At 69.1% G+C, this 19239-nt stretch carries 12 protein-coding genes and 1 pseudogene; 8 read left to right on the top strand and 5 right to left on the bottom strand.

Annotated features, from left to right (window positions below):
- The first annotated feature begins 125 nt into the window (after nucleotides 1-125).
- Nucleotides 126-650 (top strand): hypothetical protein, encoded by a 525-nt coding sequence (locus D180_RS13255; protein WP_010343910.1) that lies wholly within the window; start codon nucleotides 126-128, stop codon nucleotides 648-650.
- A gap of 438 nt (nucleotides 651-1088) precedes the next feature.
- Here D180_RS13255 and fdxA read toward each other — a convergent pair whose 3' ends face one another.
- The 5 genes from fdxA to D180_RS13230 form a co-directional block, all read right to left on the bottom strand.
- Nucleotides 1089-1412 carry a ferredoxin FdxA gene (gene fdxA / locus D180_RS13250; protein ID WP_017913166.1) on the bottom strand — a complete coding sequence of 108 codons (324 nt, stop codon included), beginning with the start codon at nucleotides 1410-1412 and terminating at the stop codon, nucleotides 1089-1091.
- A 98-nt stretch (nucleotides 1413-1510) separates the two neighbouring features.
- The gene (locus D180_RS13245) at nucleotides 1511-2410 is read right to left on the bottom strand and encodes a 2-dehydro-3-deoxygalactonokinase (protein ID WP_017913165.1); all 900 of its coding nucleotides are present in this window, start codon (nucleotides 2408-2410) and stop codon (nucleotides 1511-1513) included.
- Nucleotides 2407-3330, bottom strand: coding sequence for an SMP-30/gluconolactonase/LRE family protein (locus tag D180_RS13240; protein WP_017913164.1), 924 nt, complete (start codon nucleotides 3328-3330; stop codon nucleotides 2407-2409). The genes D180_RS13245 and D180_RS13240 overlap by 4 nt, the downstream gene beginning before the upstream one ends.
- A 4-nt stretch (nucleotides 3331-3334) precedes the next feature.
- Complete coding sequence (dgoD, locus tag D180_RS13235) at nucleotides 3335-4486, bottom strand: galactonate dehydratase (RefSeq protein ID WP_017913163.1); 1152 nt, start codon at nucleotides 4484-4486, stop codon at nucleotides 3335-3337.
- Complete coding sequence (locus D180_RS13230; RefSeq protein ID WP_017913162.1) at nucleotides 4483-5103, bottom strand: 2-dehydro-3-deoxy-6-phosphogalactonate aldolase; 621 nt, start codon at nucleotides 5101-5103, stop codon at nucleotides 4483-4485. The genes dgoD and D180_RS13230 overlap by 4 nt, the downstream gene beginning before the upstream one ends.
- Nucleotides 5104-5386: 283 nt before the next feature.
- On the opposite strand from D180_RS13230, the gene D180_RS13225 reads away from it, so the two are divergent.
- From D180_RS13225 to D180_RS13195, 7 genes and pseudogenes are all read left to right on the top strand, one after another.
- Complete coding sequence (locus tag D180_RS13225) at nucleotides 5387-6349, top strand: LysR substrate-binding domain-containing protein (RefSeq protein WP_017913161.1); 963 nt, start codon at nucleotides 5387-5389, stop codon at nucleotides 6347-6349.
- 288 nt (nucleotides 6350-6637) lie between these two features.
- The gene (locus tag D180_RS13220) at nucleotides 6638-9574 is read left to right on the top strand and encodes a TonB-dependent receptor (RefSeq protein WP_051064825.1); all 2937 of its coding nucleotides are present in this window, start codon (nucleotides 6638-6640) and stop codon (nucleotides 9572-9574) included.
- Nucleotides 9575-9660: 86 nt separating this feature from the next.
- On the top strand, nucleotides 9661-11601 hold the full coding sequence (locus tag D180_RS13215) for a sialate O-acetylesterase (RefSeq protein WP_017913159.1): 1941 nt from the start codon (nucleotides 9661-9663) through the stop codon (nucleotides 11599-11601).
- A 17-nt stretch (nucleotides 11602-11618) separates the two neighbouring features.
- The gene (locus D180_RS13210) at nucleotides 11619-13304 is read left to right on the top strand and encodes a DUF5597 domain-containing protein (RefSeq protein WP_081616483.1); all 1686 of its coding nucleotides are present in this window, start codon (nucleotides 11619-11621) and stop codon (nucleotides 13302-13304) included.
- A 53-nt stretch (nucleotides 13305-13357) separates the two neighbouring features.
- Nucleotides 13358-16240 (top strand): TIM-barrel domain-containing protein, encoded by a 2883-nt coding sequence (locus tag D180_RS13205; protein WP_017913157.1) that lies wholly within the window; start codon nucleotides 13358-13360, stop codon nucleotides 16238-16240.
- A 763-nt stretch (nucleotides 16241-17003) separates the two neighbouring features.
- On the top strand, nucleotides 17004-18497 hold the full coding sequence (xylB, locus tag D180_RS13200; RefSeq protein ID WP_017913156.1) for a xylulokinase: 1494 nt from the start codon (nucleotides 17004-17006) through the stop codon (nucleotides 18495-18497).
- Between the two features lie 34 nt (nucleotides 18498-18531).
- Nucleotides 18532-19239 (top strand): annotated as a pseudogene (locus D180_RS13195) (xylose isomerase); the annotation flags it as partial.

Genomic DNA, 19239 nt, shown 5'->3' with positions numbered 1-19239 from the left:
CTGCCGCTGCTGCCGTTGTCCGCGGCGCACCACGCCACGGCCGACCGACTTGCCGCCGACGCTGCCGCGTTGGAAGACCTATCCAGCCGCGAAACGCTCGCGGCCTGACTCCAGGAGATTGATTGATGCGTGCTTCCGTTCCCTACGTCCGCGTGCTGTCGGCCGCCGTGCTGGCGACCACTCTGGTCGCGGCCACCAGCGGTTGCAGCTGGTTCCACAAGGGCAAGCCGCGCGGCGACTACGCGCTGGCGCCCGACATGCGTCCGCTGGAAGTGCCGCCGGATCTGACCTCGCCCGATACCTCGGCGGCGATGAAGGTGCCGGCGCTGGCCTCGGCGCAGCGTCCTGCGGCCCCGGCCGGCCAGGCTCCGGCGGCGTCGAACAGCGGCTTCGTGGTGCCGGGGACGCGCGACCAGGTGTTCGGCCAGGTCGGCGACGCGCTTGGCGGCATCGAAGGCGTCACCATCGCCAGCCGCGCGCAGCTGCTGGGCTCCTACGACGTGGCCTACGAAGGCAGCAACTTCCTGGTGCGCGTGGTGGCGGTGGATGCCGGCGTGTACGTCTCGGCGGTGGACCCGCGCGGCCTGCCGGCCACCGGCGAGGCGCCGGTCAAGCTGATCGCGGCGTTGAAGGCCAAGCTGGGTCATTGAGCCGAGCCGGTGTGGTCCGGCGCCTGCGCCGGATCTGCTGCAGAACGCGAAACGGGCGCCCAGTGCGCCCGTTTTCGTTCGGCAAGAACACTGCGCTGCTCTTTGTGGATGCAAGGAGCGGCGTTGGCCGCGATGGGCTCTGCGAGATGCGCGTCGCGTCTGATTCAAACAAGGCGATAAGAGCCGCTCCTTGCTTCTGCGCGCCGTACCCTCACCCCAACCCCTCTCCCGAGGGGAGAGGGGCTTCGGACTTTTCCTTCTCCCGCCGGGAGAAGGTGCCCCGAAGGGGCGGATGAGGGTACGGGCGAAGCCTCGCGTCCTACCAGGGTGTAATCACGTGTCCGGTTGCACTGAGGCAAAGCGAGTTGGAGGCGCCCTGAAGCCGCCGCTTGTATGGACTGTTCGGCGGGCAGTACCCGGGCAGAATCCGAGGCCGGATTACTTCTGCAGCAGCGGCAGCTTGTTCGGCTTGCCGTCCCACTCGGCGGCGTCGGGCAGCGGTTCCTGGCGCGTGGTCAGCACCGGCCAGGCCTTGGCCAGTTCCGCGTTGAGTGCGACGAAGCTTTCCTGGCCGGCCGGCACGTCGTCCTCGGGGTAGATGGCGTTGGCCGGGCATTCCGGCTCGCACAGCGTGCAGTCGATGCACTCGTCCGGATCGATCACCAGGAAGTTCGGGCCGGCGTGGAAGCAATCCACGGGGCACACTTCCACGCAGTCGGTGTATTTGCACTTGATGCAGTTTTCGGTGACGACGAAAGGCATGGCGGGATCCGGCGATTAACCCGGTAATTCTAATGCAAAGCGGCCGCCGCCGCCGTGTGTGCGGGGCAGCGGGGCAGGAGGCGGGCGGCGCGCACGGCTCAGCCGGCCAGGCCGCCGTGCTGCTGCGCCAGCCGATACAGGCCGCGCGCGGCCAGATCCTCCGGATGGGTGCGCACGCGGCTGCCGAGCGTGGCCAGCGCATGCGCATAGCGCGCCAGCAGGCCGCTGCCGCCGACCAAGTGCACCACCGGCGGCAAGGTGGGGTGCGCGCGCAGTTCGTGGCCGATCAGCAGGCCGGACAGGTAGGACGGTGCCGCGGCGGCGCTCAGGCGTTCGAACAGGCCCAGGCTGCGTACGCCGAACAGATGGTGCAGCACTCCACCGGGGTCGCCGCTGCGCTGCACTCCGGCATCGAACGCGGCCGCATCGAAGACGCCGTCGTCGGCGTCCATCAGCCGCGCCAGCAGGCTGTGCGTGCGCAGCAGCGCGTACAACTCGCCGGTCATCATCGTCGCCAGCGAGGCGATGCGCCCGTCCTGCAGGGTCACCCACTTGCTGTGGGTGCCGGGCAGGCAGACGTGGTGGATCTCGGCCGTCGGCGGTTCCTGCGCGAGCAACGCGAGCAGGCCGATCAGTTGGGTCTCTTCGCCGCGCATCACGTCCGGCACGGCGTCGGCGTCGCTGGCCACGCCGGGCACGAACCACAGCGTGCGGCCGGGCAGCGCCGGATCCTGCAGTGGCTGCATCGCCGCGGCCAGGGCGGCGGCGTCGGCCGGGCAGGGCGCGTACGGCAGTTCGATCCAGCCGTTGCGGCTGCCGATCATCCCGCACAGGACGATGTCGCCGTCCCAGCCGTCGATCAGGGTGGCCAGGGTCGCGGCGAAGCGGCCCTGGCAGGCGGCGATGCCCTGGTCGCTGCGGCGCTGGTCGAGAATGCCGCCGTCGGCGTCGAGCCGATAGCCGCGCAGGCTGCTGGTCCCCCAATCGACGACGATCATGCGCTGGCGATGCGTCCTTCGGGCAGACCGGCGATGCCGACCGCGGCCACGTATACGCCGCCGGCCTGCGGCGTGCGTGCCAGTTCGTCCTCGCTGTGATCCTGCCGCGAGGTGCTCAGGTACAACGTGCCGCCATCGGCGCCGCCCAGGGCGGGGCAGGTGGGATGCTTGACCGGCAGGGCGACACGGCGCTCGACGCTGCCGTCGGGGCGGTAGCGCACCACCTGCCAGGCGCGCCATTGCGCGTTCCACAGGTGGCCTTCGGCATCGACGATGGCGCCGTCCGGCTCGGCGCCGGCATGGTCCAGTTCGGCGAACACGCGGCTGTTGGCGGTGTGCGCGGCATCCGGGTCGTAGTCGCAGCACAGGATGCGCGGCTGCACCGAGTCGCAGTAGTACAGGGTGCGGCCGTCGGCGCTGAAGCAGATCGCGTTGGGAATGGCCACGCCCGGCAACGGCAAACGGCGCAGGCCGTGGCGCGCCGACCACTGGTAGAAGCTGCCGACCGGCGCCTGGTCCTCGCGCTCGCTCATGGTGCCGAACACGAAGTTGCCGTGGCGGTCGGCGCGGCCGTCGTTGCTGCGGGTGTCGTCGCGTTCCGGCTCCACATCCGCCAGATGCTGCAGCGGCAGCGCGCTGTCGGCCTCGGCGGCGGCATCCGGATCGGCGGCGTACACGCCCTTGGCCAGCGCCAGCAGCAGGCGGCCGTCGTCGAACAGGCCCAGGCAGCCGGGGCGGTCGGGCAGGTCCCAATGCCGGCTGACGTTGCTGGCGGGATCGTGGCGCCACAGGCGGCGGCCGCTGATGTCGACCCAGAACAGCACGCCGCGGCGTTCGCACCACAGCATGCCCTCACCGTGCGCACAGCGGCTGTCCACCGCCAGCGTGGCGGTGTGGCGGGGCGGAAGAGAGGTGTTCATCGGCTCACCACTCGGCGATGCTGCCGTCGGCGTGACGCCAGATGGGGTTGTGCCAGTCGGGTGGGTTGGCGTTGGCATGGCGCAGGCGCTCCTCGTCGATTTCCACGCCGAGGCCCGGTTTGGGCAATGCGGCGATGCTGCCGCCATTGTCGCAGGCGAAGTCGTCCTTGTTGAGCACGTAGTCGAGCAGGTCGGCACCTTCGTTGTAATGGATGCCGATGCTCTGTTCCTGCAGCACCGCGTTGTGCGAGACGAAGTCCACCTGCAGGCAGGCGGCCAGCGCCACCGGGCCGAGCGGGCAGTGCGGCGCCAGGCCGACCTCATAGGCCTCGGCCATGCTGGCGATCTTCAGGCATTCGGTGATGCCGCCGGCGTGCGAGAGATCCGGCTGCAGCAGCGACAGGCCGCCGGCCTGCAGCACCGGCTTGAAGTCGAAGCGCGAGAACATGCGCTCGCCGGCCGCCAGCGGGATCGGCGTGGACGCGGCCAGCCGCGGGTAGTACTCGGCCTGCTCGGGCAGCACCGGCTCCTCGACGAACAGTGGCTTGAACGGCTCCAGTTCGCGCAGCAGCACGCGCGCCATCGGCGCGGCGACGCGGCCGTGGAAGTCGATGCCGAAGTCGATGGCGGTGCCGAACGCCTCGCGGATCTGCGCCACCTTGGCCACCGCGGCATCCACCGCGCGCGGGCCGTCGATCAGCTTCATTTCCTCGGTGCCGTTGAACTTGAAGGTGTCGAAGCCGAGGTCGCGGTAGCCCTGGATCTGCGCGATGGTCGCCGCCGGGCGGTCGCCGCCGACCCAGCGGTAGGTCTTCATGCGGTCGCGCACGCGCCCGCCCAGCAGTTCGTACACCGGCACGCCCAGCGCCTTGCCCTTGATGTCCCACAGCGCCTGGTCGATGCCGGCGATGGCGCTCATCAGGATCGGGCCGCCCCGGTAGAAGCCGCCGCGGTACAGCATCTGCCAGATGTCGTTGATCCGCGCCGGGTCCTTGCCGATCAGGCTGTCGCCGAGTTCGCGCACCGCGGCCTCGACGCTGCGCGCGCGGCCTTCGATGACCGGCTCGCCCCAGCCGGTGATGCCCTCGTCGGTCTCGATCTTCAGGAACAGCCAGCGCGGCGCGGCGTGGTAGGTGGTGAGGCGGACGATCTTCATGCGCGGTCCAGATAGGCGTGGCGGAAGGCGGCGGCGTGCGCCTGGGTCTGTGCGAGCGACTGGCCGGGGCGGTACAACTCGCCGCCGATGCCGGCGCCGATCGCGCCCGCGCCGAGGTAGTCGTGCAGGGTCTCGGTGTTGACGCCGCCGACCACGAACAGCGGCACCTGCGCCGGCAGCACCGCGCGCAGGGCGCGCACGTGGCCGGGGCCGTAGGTGGCGGCGGGGAACAGCTTGAGCATCTGCGCGCCGGCATCCAGCGCGTCGAACGCCTCGGTGGCGGTGGCGAAGCCGGCCACCACCTGCAGGCCGCGCGCCACCGCGTGGCGGATCACCGGCGGGCGCGTGTTGGGGGTGACGATGAAGCGCGCGCCCAGATCGGCCAGGGCGTCGACGTCGCCGATCTGCAGCACCGTGCCGCCGCCGATCCAGCAGCGCTGCCCGAACGCCTGCGCGGCCGGGCCGATGCTGTCGGCCCAGCGCGGCGAGTTGAGCGGGATCTCGATCGCGTCGTAGCCTGCATCGGCCAGCACCCCGACGTGCGCCAGCGCGTCCTCGGGAGTGAGACCGCGCAGGATCGCGATCAGCGGGAGTCGAAACGGGGAAGCGGCGGACATTCGGAATACCTGGCGGAAACGACGGTGACGGAGGCGCCCGGCCAGCGCGTCGCAGCGGCGGGACCGGACGGCGGGGCCGCTGCAGTCCGCGCCATGCGTCGGCGCGCTGGCCCCACCCGACGGCCTCCGTAGCCGGCGGGCCGGTGCCCGACGACGACGGCGCCAGCGGGGCGCGATGGGCCGTAGCCTGCGCGCGTGAGCTATGCTCTGCAAATGAAATTTTAGGAATATTCTATTCCGCCGCCGAATACGCGGCTCCGCTCCCCCAGGACGCCTGCCCACGATGAATGCTTCCGCCAATCCCTGGTTCAACGCCGCGCGCCTGAAGACCCGGCATCTGTTGTTGCTGCTGCAGTTGCACGAGCACCGTTCGGTGCTGCGCGCGGCCGAGGCGGCCAGCATGACCCAGCCGGCGGCGTCCAAGTTGCTGGCGGAAATGGAGGACCTGCTGGGGGTGAAGCTGTTCGAGCGCCACGCGCGCGGGGTCGAACCGACCTGGTACGGGCAGGTGCTGATCCGCCGCGCGCGCGCGGCGATGTCGGAGATCGGCCGTGCCCAGGAAGAGATCGCCGCACTGTGCGAAGGGCGCATGGGCCAGGTCTCGATCGGCACCGTGGTCAATCCGGGCACCAACCTGGTGCCGCAGGCCATCGCCGAGGTCAAGCGCGAGTTTCCCGGCATCCTGGTGCGGGTGGAGATGGACTACAGCCGGCCGCTGGTGGCCAAGCTGCTCGACGGCCAGCTCGACATCGTGATCGGCCGCATCCTCGGCCCCTACGGCGCCGAGGCGCTGGAGTTCGAGCCGCTGGCCGACGAGCCGCACTCGGTGATCGCGCGCGCCGGCCATCCGCTGTCCACCCGCGCCGACCTGCGCCATGCCGACCTGGCCCGCTACGGCTGGGTGCTGCCGCCGGCCGACAGCGTGCTGCGCGCGCGCCTGGACGCGATGTTCCTGGAGCACGCGGTGCCGGCGCCGCAGAACGTCATCGAGACCTCGTCGCTGCCGGTGATGACCAGCCTGCTGCGCGGCAGCGACCTGCTGGCCGCGCTGCCGGCCGAGGCGGTGGCGCCGTACGTGCAGGCCAAGCTGCTGACGGTGTTGCCGATCACGCTGGGCGTGCGCATGGAATCGTTCGGCATCGTGCGCCGCCGCGACTATCTGCTGCCGCCGGGCGCCGAACGCGTGTTGCTGGCGTTGCGCAATGCGGCCAAGCGGCTGTATCCCGAGCGGGCGGCGAGCGTTTGAATGTCGTCGCAGGCGCAGTCATGCCGCGGACGGACGATTTCGTAGACATGCCGTGGTGCGCATCCCGCTAGTCTGGAATCACATAGCTTGACGGGAATTTTTCATTTGTTTCACGCCAAGTGCATTCCTAGTCTCGGCCGATCGCGGTAGCGACCGACCTGCCACTCTGCGCAGCGGCGCCATCCGATACGGCAGCGGCTGAGACCGACGCCGTCACAACTCGCAGGACGGCGTCCTGGTGCGACCGTCGCCCGTGTCTGTGTGCATGTCTCCTGGGAGGGAAACAGCATGGCATCGCAGCATTCTTGTGGTCCGGCTCTGCCGACCGCAGCGTCACGTCGTCCCCGTGTTTTGCCGCGTTCGCTCATCGCGCTGAGCATCGGCCTGCTGCTCAGCGCACAGGCACTGGCGCAGGAGGCGGAGTCCGCAAGCGCGCAGCCTGCCGCGCGCAAGAAGGGCGACCCGGTGACCCAGCTCGATGCGGTCGAGGTCAAGGGCGTGCGCGGCAGCCTGATCAAGTCGCAATCGATCAAGCACGATGCCGAGCAGATCGTCGATTCGGTCAGCGCCGAGGACATCGGCGCGCTGCCGGACCGCAGCGTCACCGAGACCCTGCAGCGGGTCAGCGGCGTGACCATCGATCACTTCATGGCGCGCAACGACCCGGACCACTTCTCGGCCGAAGGCAGTGGGGTGATGATCCGTGGCATGACCCAGGTGCGCGGCGAACTCAACGGTCGCGACAGCTTCAGCGCCGCCAGCGGACGCGGGCTCAGCTTCGAGGACGTGCCGGCCGAACTGATGGCCGGCGTGGACGTGTACAAGAATCCCTCGGCGGAGATCATTGAAGGCGGCCTCGGTGGCACGGTCAACCTGCGCACGCGCATGCCGTTCGATCAGCCCGGCCGCGTGATCGGCTTCACCGCCGACGTCAACTACGGCGACCTGAGCAAGACCTACAAGCCGTCGGGCTCGTTCCTGTTCAGCGATCGCTGGAACACGGGCCTGGGCGAGATGGGCTTCATGCTCGATGTGGCGCACTCGGAACTGGCCACGCGCAGCGACGGCATCCAGGTGGAACCGTTCGTGCGCCGCACCGATCCCGCGTTGCTGGCCGGCACCAGCTTCGACAAGGTCTACGTGCCCGGAGGTGTCAACTGGCGGCAGCTGGAGTTCGAACGCAAGCGCAAGGGCGTGGCGGCCGCCTTCCAGTGGCGGCCCAGCGACGCCACCGACCTCTACGTGCAATACCTGCGCTCGTCCTACGACATGAACTGGCAGGAGCGCGCGGCGTTCTTCAACGACGACACCAATGCGATCGCGCCGGCGCCCGGCACCACCTTCACCTACGACGACGCAGGCCGTTTCGTCAGCGGCTCGCCGGCGTCCAGTTCCTGGCGCGGCAACGTCACCGGCAACGACGGCGTGCGCTTCTACACCGACAACCGCTACGCCCGGCAGAGCACCACCACCTCCGATCTGTCCGGCGGCTTCACCCATCGTTTGACCGACCGGCTGACCGTGCGCGGCGACATGCAACTGGTGCAGTCGCAGAGCGACACCCTGGATTTCACCCTGTTCAGTTCGATCTATTTGCCGGGCCTGACCTTCGACCTCAGCGGCAAGTACCCTGCGGTGACCTTGGCCGACCCAAGCTACACCGCCGACCCCTCCAATTACTTCTGGAGCGCGGCGATGGATCACCTGGCGAAGAACCGCGGTCGAGAGCTGGCCACGCGCTTCGACCTGGAATACAGCTACGACGACAACCCGTGGCTGCGCACCTTCCGTGCCGGCATCCGCGCCACCGACCGCACCCAGACCAACAAGAATTCCGGCTACAACTGGGGCGTGATCAGCGACAACTGGGCGACCATCCCCGGCACCGCCACCGGCCTGGCCGACCTGGCCAGCTACATGACCGCGTCCTCGTCGCTGTATTCCTTTTCGAACCTGCTGCGCGGCAAGGTGCGCGTGCCCAACAACCTGTATTTCCCGCGCAACAGCGCGGTCAAGGACTACGCCGGAACCTCGGCGCTGATCGAGCAGATCGTCGCACTGCGCGGTTATGGCTGGGCGCCGGACCAGTATCAGTTGCAGGACACCAACCGCCAGTTCGAACGCACCCAGGCCGCGTACATGGTGATGTACTTCGGCAACGACACCGCGCTGGGCGTGCCGGTGGACGGCAACATCGGCGTGCGGGTGGTGCAGACCAGGACCGAGGCCTCGGGCTACGGCCAGTATCCGGACCTGTCCGCCACCTCGGCCTCGGACGCGCTCAAGGCCCAGTACTACGGGCAGTACTTCCCGAACGACGCGCGCGGCAGCTACACCGACGTGCTGCCGAGCCTGAACCTGCGCTTCAAGTTCTCCGATGCGCTGCAGTTGCGCCTGGCCGCGTCCAAGGCGATGGCGCGGCCGGACTACACCCAGTTGCAGCCATATCTGCTGCTCACCGCCACCGTCAACGACGACGGCTCGCTGAAGGACTGGACCGGCTCCGCCGGCAATCCCAACCTCAAGCCGATGAAGGCCGACCAGTACGACGCCGCGCTGGAGTGGTACTTCGACAGCAGCGACATGATGTACCTGACGCTGTTCTACAAGAGCGTCAAGGACTACTTCTCCAACCAGACCGTCACCGAGAATTACGGCGGCCAGGATTTCTTGGTGACGCGTCCGTACAACATGGACAAGGGCCGCATCCGCGGCTTCGAGTACGGTTACACGCAGTTCTTCGATTCGCTGCCGGGCTGGATGAGTGGCTTCGGCGTCAATGCCAACTTCACCTTCGTCGACAGCAGCGGCGGCGTGAACACGGCCACCGATCCCTACACCAAGACCACCGTGACCGGCGTGGCGCTGCCGCTGGAAGGCCTGTCGCGGCGCAGCTACAACCTCGCCGGCATCTACGAGAAGGGCCCGCTATCGGTGCGCCTGGCCTACAACTGGCGCTCGCGCTACCTGCTGACCGCCAGCGACGTGTCGACCAAATTGCCGACCTGGTCGGACGACTATGGCCAGCTCGACGGCTCGGTGTTCTATCGGTTCACGCCGCATCTGCAACTGGGCATCCAGGCCAACAACATCACCAACGCGGAGACCAAGGTGCTGATGGGGCCGACGTCCTACGACGGCGGCGAAGTCGACAATCATCTGTACACGCGCAGTTGGTTCGTCAACGATCGTCGCTACTCGCTGGTGCTGCGCGCCAACTGGTAGGCGCGCAGCAATCTCCGGCGCGCGGTCCGCCTGCGGCGAGGCAGGTGGCCGCGGCCGGCTTTTCCTCCCGACGCAGGAACCGCTTCATGACAAGACCGCTGCATCCCACCGTTCGCCTGGCGCTGCTGGCGCTGGCGTTCGCGTCATGGCCAGCCGCGGCGGAGCTGCAACTGCCGTTGCTGTTCGCCGACGGCGCCGTCCTGCAGCGCGATGCACCGATTCCGGTCTGGGGTTGGGCTACGCCTGGCGCACGCATCCAGGCGCGCCTGGACGGTGCCAGCGCCAGTGCGGTCGCAGGTAGCGATGGTCGCTGGCAACTGCAGTTGCCGGTGCATGCGGCCGGCGGCCCGTACGTGCTGGACGTGCAGGGCGACGGCAGCCAGCGCCGTATCGGCGACGTGCTGATCGGCGACGTGTGGCTGGCCAGCGGCCAGTCCAACATGGAGTGGCCGCTGGCGCAGGCGCGCGACGGCGCACGCGAAGTGGCGGCGGCGACGGATCCGCAACTGCGCAACTTCAAGGTGCCCAAGGCCTGGTCGGCGCAGCCGCAGCCGCGGCTGCCCGGCGGCAGTTGGGTCGCGGCGACGCCCGCCACCGCCGGCGCGTTCTCGGCGGTGGCGTATTTCTTCGCGCGCGACCTGCGCCAGCACACCGGCGTGCCGATCGGCATCATCGACAGCACCTGGGGCGGCAGTGCGATCGAGGCCTGGATGGACGCCGCCTCGCCGGGCGTGGACGCGGCGCAGGTGCGCACGCGCATCGCGCAGATGCAGGCCAAGGACGCACAGGACCTCGGCGAGACCCGGCGGCGCCTGGCGCGCTGGCCACAGCCGACCACCGCGGATGCGGATGCGGATGCCGGCTGGGCCGCTGCCGATCTGGACGACCGCGACTGGGACCGCCAGCCGCTGCCGGGGCTGTGGGAACAGCATGGCTACGTCGGCATGGACGGCGTCGCCTGGTACCGCAGCACCTTTACCCTCAGTGCAGCCGAAGCCAAGGCCGGCGCCGTCGTGGGCATCGGCCCGGCCGACGATGCCGACACCACCTACGTCAACGGCGTGGAGGTCGGCCATACCGAAGGGCGCTACACCGAGCCGCGCCGCTACCGCGTGCCGCCGGCAGCGCTGCGCGCCGGCGTCAACCACATCGCGATCCGCATCCTGGATACCGGTGGCTTCGGCGGCATTCCCGGCGATGCGGCGGCGTTCTTCGTGCAGCCCGACGGCGGCCAACCGCGCTCGCTGGCCGGCGACTGGCAGTTCCGCCCGGGCAAGGTCACGCTGGCTGCCAACGACGACAAGAACCAGGTGCCGACGCTGCTGTACAACGCGATGATCCATCCCTTGCAGCCGTTCCCGGTCAAGGGCGTGATCTGGTACCAGGGCGAGAGCAACGCCTACCCGTATGGCGCGCTGCGCTACCGCGAGCAGTTCGCGTCGCTGATCGGGCGCTGGCGGCAGGAGCGCGGACAGCCGCAGCTGCCGTTCCTGTGGGTGCAACTGGCCAACTGGAAGGCCGGTAACGACCAGGGCGACCTGAGTCCGTGGGCGCAACTGCGCGAATCGCAGACCAGGACACTGGCGTTGCCGGCCACCGGGCAGGCGGTGACCATCGACATCGGCACGCCGGACAACATCCATCCACCCAACAAGCAGGACGTGGGGCATCGCCTGGCGCTGGTCGCACGTCACGTGGCTTACGGCGAAACCCTGGTCTACAGCGCGCCGGTGTTCGCGCGCGCCACGTTCGCCGATGGCCAGGCGCGGGTGATGTTCGACCTGATGGGCAGCACCCTGGCGGTGCGTGGCGGCGGCACTGTGCTGCGTGGCTTCGCCCTGGCCGGCGCCGATCGCCGCTTCCATCCAGCGCAGGCGCGGATCGAGGGCGACCAGGTGGTGGTCCGTAGCGACGCGGTGCCGCAGCCGCAGGCAGTGCGCTACGCCTGGAGCGAAAACCCCGAGGACGCCAACCTGGTCAACCGCGAGCAGTTGCCGGTGGGTCCGTTCCGCAGCGACGACTGGTGAGGCAGGGCATCGGCCGCATGCGAAGAATTGGATCGCCGTCGCGCGCGTTGCGCACCGCATGGCGGCTGCCGGTCCTGCTGTCGCTGCTGCTGGGCGCCTGCCGGGCCGCGCCGGACGCGCCTTCGGCTGATGCGCACACGCCTGCTGCCGCGCCATCGGCGCCGGCCCAGGCACCGATCCCGCGCCTGGTCAGCACCGACGGCCGCCACACGCTGTTGGTCGATGGCGCACCGTTCCTGATCCTCGGCGCGCAGGTCAACAACTCCAGCAACTATCCGGCGGCGCTGGCGCAGGTCTGGCCCGCGATCCGCGCGCTGGGGCCGAACACGGTGCAGGTGCCGATCGCCTGGGAGCAGGTGGAGCCGGAAGAGGGACGGTTCGATTTCTCCTTCGTCGATACCCTGCTGGCGCAGGCGCGCACGCAGCGGGTGCGGTTGGTGCTGCTGTGGTTCGGCACCTGGAAGAACAACGGCCCCAACTACGCGCCGCATTGGGTCAAGACCGACGATGCGCGCTTTCCGCGCGTGGTCGCGCGCGATGGACGGCGCCTGGGTTCGCTGTCGCCGCTGGCGCCGGCCACGCTGGAGGCCGACCGCACCGCCTTCGTTGCCTTCATGCGGCATCTGCGCCAGGCCGATCCGCAGCGCACGGTGATCATGGTGCAGGCCGAGAACGAGCCGGGCACCTACGGCAGTGCGCGCGATTTCTCGCCGATGGCGCAGCGCGTGTTCGACGGCCCGGTGCCGCAGGCATTGCTGCAGCGGCTCGGCAAGTCACCTGGCAGCTGGGCGCAGGTGTTCGGCGCCGAGGCCGACGAGATCTTCCACGCCTGGCACATCGCGCACTTCATCGACCGTATCGCCGAGGCCGGCAAGGCCGCGTATCCCTTGCCGATCTACGTCAATGCGGCGTTGCGCGGCCCGTTCAATCCGGGCCAGCCCGGGCAGTACGCCAGCGGCGGCCCCACCGACAACGTGCTCGACGTGTGGAAGGCGGCAGCGCCGCACATCGACCTGCTTGCGCCGGATATCTACATGCCCGAGTACCCGCTGTACACCACGGTGCTGCAGCGCTACGCACGCCCCGACAACGCGCTGTTCGTCGCCGAGACCGGCAACCGCCCCGAGTACGCGCGCTACCTGTATCCGGCGCTGGGCCACGACGGCATCGGCTGGTCCACCTTCGGCGTCGACTACAGCGGCTACTCCAACGATCCGCTCGGCGCCAAGCGCGTGGACGCACAGGCACTGGCGCCGTTCGCGCTGGGCTACCGTGCGGTGGGCATGGGCATGCGTGTCTTCGCCAAGGCTGCCGCCGCCGGCAAGTTGCACGGTACCGCCGAGGCGACGGGCCAGGCCGTGCAGGAGCTGCCGCTCAACGCGCGCTGGAGCGCCACCATCACCTATGGCGTGCCGCAGTTCTGGTTCCAGGGCGAGCCGCCCGGCAATCCCGCGCCGATCGGCGCGGCGCTGATCGCCGAACTCGGTCCGGACACCTTCCTGGTCACCGCCCAGCACGCGCGGGTGACCCTGCATCCGGCCAGCGCGGCGACCGCGAACATGCTCTACGACCGGGTCGAGGAGGGCGTGTACGACGGCGAGCAATGGCGCTTCCGGCGCAACTGGAACGGCGACCAGACCGATTACGGGCTGAATTTCTCCGACGTGCCGCAATTGCTGCGCGTCACCCTGGCGACGTATTGACCACGCGGTGGCGCCAGGCGCGCCGTGCCGTATGACTTTCCAATGGAGTGAACATGCACCACGCCAACCGTTGCCTGCCGCCTTCGTTGCCACGCCTGTTGGCGCTAGCGTTGCTCGCGGTCGCCGCGTCGGCCGCCGCGCAGCAGGTGACCCGCGATGCCGATGGCGTCACCGTGCATCCCAGCACCAGGGGCGCGGCGCCGGTACGCCTGCAGGTGATCGACCGCGGCATCGTCCGGGTCAGTGCCGATCCGACCGGCGCATTCCAGCGCACACCCAGCCTGATGCGGGTGCCGGTGCAGGGCGACACCGGCTTTACGCTGGAGCAACACGGCGACACGGTACAGCTCAAGACCGCGCGGATGACCGCGCGGGTCTCCACCGTCGACGGCCATGTCGGCTTTAGCGATGGGCAGGGCACGCCGCTGCTGGCGGAAGTGGCGGGCGGGCGCAGCTTCGCGCCGTTGCAGGTCGAGGGCCGCCAGTACCTGAGCGTGCGCCAGCGCTTCGTCTCGCCGCCCGACGAGGCCTTCTACGGGTTCGGCCAGCACCAGCAGGGCTGGATGAACCAGAAGGGCCACGACATCGAACTGCTGCAGAGCAATCTCGACATGGCGGTGCCGTACCTGGTGTCCAGCCGCAACTACGGCATTCTCTGGGACAACAACGCGATCACCCGCTTCGGCGATCCGCGCGGGCTGCAGACGCTGCCGGCGACGCTGCGCCTGTACGACGCGCACGGCAAGCGCGGTGCGCTGACCGCGCACTACGCGATCGACGGCAAGCCGGTGCTGGAGCGTCGCGAAGCCGACATCGACTATCAGTACATCAAGGACCTGGTGAAATTCCCCGCCGCGGCCAAGCCCGGCGACAAGCGCCGCATGCAGGTGCGCTGGGAAGGCCAGATCGAGGCCGAACGCGGCGGCACGCATACCTTCTCGCTGTATGCCAGTGAGTACGCCAGGCTATGGGTCGACGGCAAGCTGCTGGTCGACCGCTGGCGGCAGAACTGGAATCCCTGGCACCACGAGTTCGCGTTGCAGCTGCAGCCTGGCCAGCGGCATACGCTGAAGGTCGAGTGGGATCTGATCGACCCGAGCTACATCGCGCTGCTGCATCGCGACCCGCTGCCGGCGGCCGAAGCCGGCGACCTGTCGCTGTGGTCGGAAGCCGGGCAGATGATCGACTACTACGTCGTCGCCGGCGACAACGCCGACCAGGTCATCGCCGGCTACCGCACGCTGACCGGCAAGGCCGTGTTGCTGCCGAAGTGGGCCTACGGCTTCTGGCAGAGCCGCGAGCGCTACAAAACCCAGGACGAGCTGCTCGGCGTGCTGGCCGAGTACCGCCGGCGGCAGTTGCCGATCGACAACATCGTGCTCGACTGGTCGTACTGGCCGGAGAACGCCTGGGGCTCGCACGACTTCGACCGCGCGCGCTTCCCCGACCCGGACGGCATGGTCAAGGCGGTGCACGCCAGCCACGCGCAACTGATGATCTCGGTCTGGCCGAAGTTCTATCCGAGCACCGCCCACTACAAGGAACTGGACGCGGCCGGGCACATCTACCGGCGCAACGTCGAGGTGGGCGAACTGGACTGGATCGGCAAGGGCTACACCAACGCGTTCTACGACCCGTACGCGGCCGATGCGCAGGCGATCTACTGGCGGCAGATCGACGAGACGCTCAACCGCAAGGGCATCGATGCCTGGTGGCTGGATGCCGACGAGCCCGACGTGCATTCCAACCTGGACATCGCCGAGCGCAAGGCGCGCACCACGCCGACCGCGCTGGGGCCGTCCACCGAGTTCTTCAATGCCTATCCGTTGCCGCACACCCACGGCGTCTACGCCGGCGATCGCGCCGCCGATGGCAAGCGCGTGTTCATCCTCTCGCGCAAGGGCTACGCCGGTATCCAGCGCAACGCCGTGGCGGTGTGGAGCGGCGACATCGCCTCGCGCTGGGAGGACATGCGCGAGCAGATCTCCGCCGGCGTCAACCTGTCGATGTCGGGCCTGCCGAACTGGACCTTCGACATCGGCGGCTTCGCCGTGGAGAAGCGCTACGAACGCCAGGACCCGGCGCACCTGCCCGAGTGGCGCGAACTCAACACGCGCTGGTTCCAGTTCGGCGCCTTCGTGCCGCTGTTCCGCTCGCACGGCCAGTTTCCGTACCGCGAGATCTGGAACATCGCGCCGGAAGGCACGCCGTACTACGCCAGCATGGCCTACTACAGCCGTCTGCGCTACGCGCTGCTGCCCTACATCTACACGCTCGCCGGCGACACCTATCACCACGATGGGGTGATGATGCGCGGCCTGCCGATGGACTTCCCGCACGACCCCAAAGTCGCCGACATCGACGACGAGTACCTGTTCGGCCCGGCGTTCCTGGTGGCGCCGGTGACCCGCTTCGGCGCGACCTCGCGCAAGGTCTACCTGCCGGCGGGCACCGACTGGATCGACTTCAACAGCGGCGCGCGCCATGCCGGCGGCCAGACCATCGACGCCGCCGCGCCGCTGCAGCGCATGCCGCTGTTCGTGCGTGCCGGCGCCATCGTGCCGATGACCCAAGTGCAGCAGTACGTCGACCAGATCCCGGACGCACCGCTGACCGTGGTGGTCTATACCGGCGCCGACGGCCGCTTCTCGCTGTACGAGGACGACGGCACCGGCTACGGCTACGAGAAGGGCGAGTTCAGCCGTATCCCGCTGCAGTGGGACCAGGCCAGGGGAGTACTGCGCATCGGCGCGCGCGAGGGCCACTGGCCGGGCATGCAGGACCGGCGCAGCATCCATGTGCGCTTCGTCGATGGTCCACGCGACGATGCCGGCGCACTCGAACCCGCGGCCGACGCCAGCGTGGAGTACCGCGGCCAACCCCTGGAGGTGCCGCGCAAGGGAACCGGCCATGCCGTCGCGGCGCGGGCCGGATGAGCCTGGGATGGCGCGCGAGATGGTGCCAGCGTTGGTTGCCCCATGCTGGCGGTCGTGGCGTGCCGACTGGGTCGCGATGCAGCGAAATAGGCGCGCTACGCCCGTACCCTCATCCGCCCCTTCGGGCACCTTCCCCCAAAAAAGGGGGCCATGGTCCCGACGGGAGAAGGAAGGCGAGTTCGCAAGCGACGGTACGACCCAGATGACGGCAAAGAAGCGGCAGCGGCGCGCTTTAGCCCCTCTCCCCCCGGGAGAGGGGTTGGGGTGAGGGTCCGGAGCGCAGCGCTTCATCCGCTCCCTGGGGTACTTCCCCCGAAGAGGGCCATGGTCCAGGAGGAGAAGGGATGCATCGAATGCACAACGGTGCAACATGCGCACGCCTTGCGCGCAGGTTTGATGCAGCGCATCAAGATGGTGCCGTGTGTAGACACATCCTGCGCAGAGTCGAGACCGCGCCAGTCGCCATCGTGTCGCGGATGCGACGGGCCGTCCCTGCATGCAATGACATCCGTTGGCTCGATCCGTGTCCCGCTTCTGCATCCGTTGACCGTGAATTGGCTGCAGGGTGGCTGGATCCATCGCGTGCGTACGCCATCGCCCGGGTCGCGCTGGCAGCGCGTGGCACTCAGCGTCATCATGCTTCGCTGCGTGATGCGTGCGGTGCGCACTACACTCGGCGACACGGCGAGTGGTCCCCGCACGCCGGCCTTTCTTCTGGAGCGATGATGGAACTGGGTGTGTGCACGATGTGGCGGGTAGGGCAATGAGTCTGTACATCGGCCTGGACGTAGGCACGCAGAGCGTCAAGCTGCTCGCCTACGATGCCGACAGCCAGCAGGTGGTGGCCACCCACGGCCACGCGCTGGACCTGATCAGCCGCGACGACGGCACCCGCGAGCAGCAGGCGCAGTGGTGGATCGACGGCATCGTCGCCTGCTTCGCCGCACTGAGCGCCGAACAGCGGGCGCAGGTGCGGGCCATCGCGGTGTCCGGGCAGCAGCACGGCTTCGTGCCGCTGGATGCGCAAGGCCAGGTCACCGCGCCGGTGAAGCTGTGGTGCGACACCAGCACCCAGCGCGAGTGCGAGGAGATCATGGAGGCGGTCGGCGGCGCGCAGCGCTGCGTGGAGCTGGCCGGCAATCCGATCCTGGCCGGCTACACCGCCTCCAAGCTGCCGTGGACGCGCAAGCATCGTCCCGATGCCTACGCGGCGATGACGACGGTGCTGCTGCCGCACGACTACGTCAACTTCTGGCTCACCGGCGAGCGCTACGCCGAAGTCGGCGACGCCTCCGGCAGCGGCTGGCTGGACGTGCGCACCCGGCAATGGTCGGCGCCGCTGCTGCAGGCGATCGATCCGCAGCGCGACCTGGCCGCGGCGCTGCCGCCGCTGGTGCCGACCGAAAGCAGCTTCTCCTTGTCCGCCGCCGCGGCGCAGACGCTGGGCCTGCCGCGCGAGGTCCGCGTGGCCACCGGCGGCGGCGACAACATGATGGCGGCGATCGGCACCGGCAACGTGGTGCCGGGCCGCCTGAGCATGAGCCTGGGCACCTCCGGCACCCTGTTCGCCTACGCCGAACGCCCGGTGGTGGACCCGGACGCACGCTGGGCCGCGTTCTGCTCTTCCAGCGGCGGTTGGCTGCCGCTGATCTGCACCATGAACTGCACGGTCGCCACCGAGACCATCGCGCGCCTGTTCGGCATCAAGACCGGGCAGGGCGAGGCCTTGCTCGCGGCCACCGCGCCCGGCGCCGACGGACTGGTGCTGCTGCCGTTCTTCAACGGCGAACGCACCCCGAACCTGCCGGCCGCGCGCGGCTGCCTGACCGGCATGGACCTGCACAACACGACGCCGGCGCATTTCTATCGCGCGGCGATGGAGGGCGCCAGCTACAGCCTGCGCAACGGCTTCGACGCCTTCGTCGATGCCGGGCTGCAGTTCGATGCGATCTCCCTCACCGGCGGCGGCAGCAACAGCGCCGGCTGGCGCCAGCTCATCGCCGATCTGTTCGGGTTGCCGGTGCACGTACCAGCGCAGGCCGAGGGTGCGGCGTTCGGCGGGGCGCTGCAGGCGCTGTGGGCCGACGGCTGGGCGCAGGGCGAGCGCGCCAGCCTGGCCGAGGTGGTGCTGCAGCACCAGCAGGACGATGCGACGCGCTCCGCGCAGCCGGATGCGCAGCGCGGCGCGCAGTACCAGGCGCACTACCAGAGCTTCCAGCGGCATCTGCAGGCCATCGGCCCGCTGTACGCCGCGTGATTCCCTTTCCCCCGCAACGCACCAGGACTTCGTGATGAGCACTTCCGTCTACACCGGCGCCAAGGAGTTTTTCCCGGGCATCGGCCGCATCCCGTTCGAAGGCAAGGCCTCGGACAATCCGCTGGCGTTCAAGGTCTACGACGCCGGCAAGCGCATCGGCGACAAGACCATGGCCGAGCACCTGCGCTTCGCCGTGGCCTACTGGCACAGCTTCTGCGGCAACGGCGCCGATCCGTTCGGCCCCGGCACCCGCGCCTATCCCTGGGACGCCGGCAGCGATGCGTTGGGCCGCGCCGAGGCCAAGGCCGATGCGGCGTTCGAGTTCTTCACCAAGCTCGGCGTGCCGTACTACTGCTTCCACGACGTGGACCTGGCGCCGGACGCCGAGGACGTCGGCCAGTACGAAAAGAACCTCAAGCACATGGTCGGCATCGCCAGGCAGCGCCAGGCCGACACCGGGGTCAAGCTGCTGTGGGGCACCGCCAACCTGTTCTCGCATCCGCGCTACATGAACGGCGCGGCGACCAACCCGGACTTCGACGTGGTCGCGCGCGCGGCGGTGCAGGTCAAGGCCGCGCTGGAAGCGACCGTGGAACTGGGCGGCGAGAACTACGTGTTCTGGGGCGGCCGCGAAGGCTACGCCTGCCTGCACAACACGCAGATGCGACGCGAGCAGGAGCACCTAGCGCGGTTTTTGACCCTGGCCCGCGACTACGGGCGCAGCATCGGCTTCAAGGGCAAT

The organism is Xanthomonas sp. SHU 166, from assembly GCF_000364685.1.
Taxonomy (GTDB): Bacteria; Pseudomonadota; Gammaproteobacteria; order Xanthomonadales; family Xanthomonadaceae; genus Xanthomonas_A; species Xanthomonas_A sontii.
Note: the sequence above shows the minus strand (reverse complement) of the source record. Positions and strands in the feature narration are given on the sequence as shown.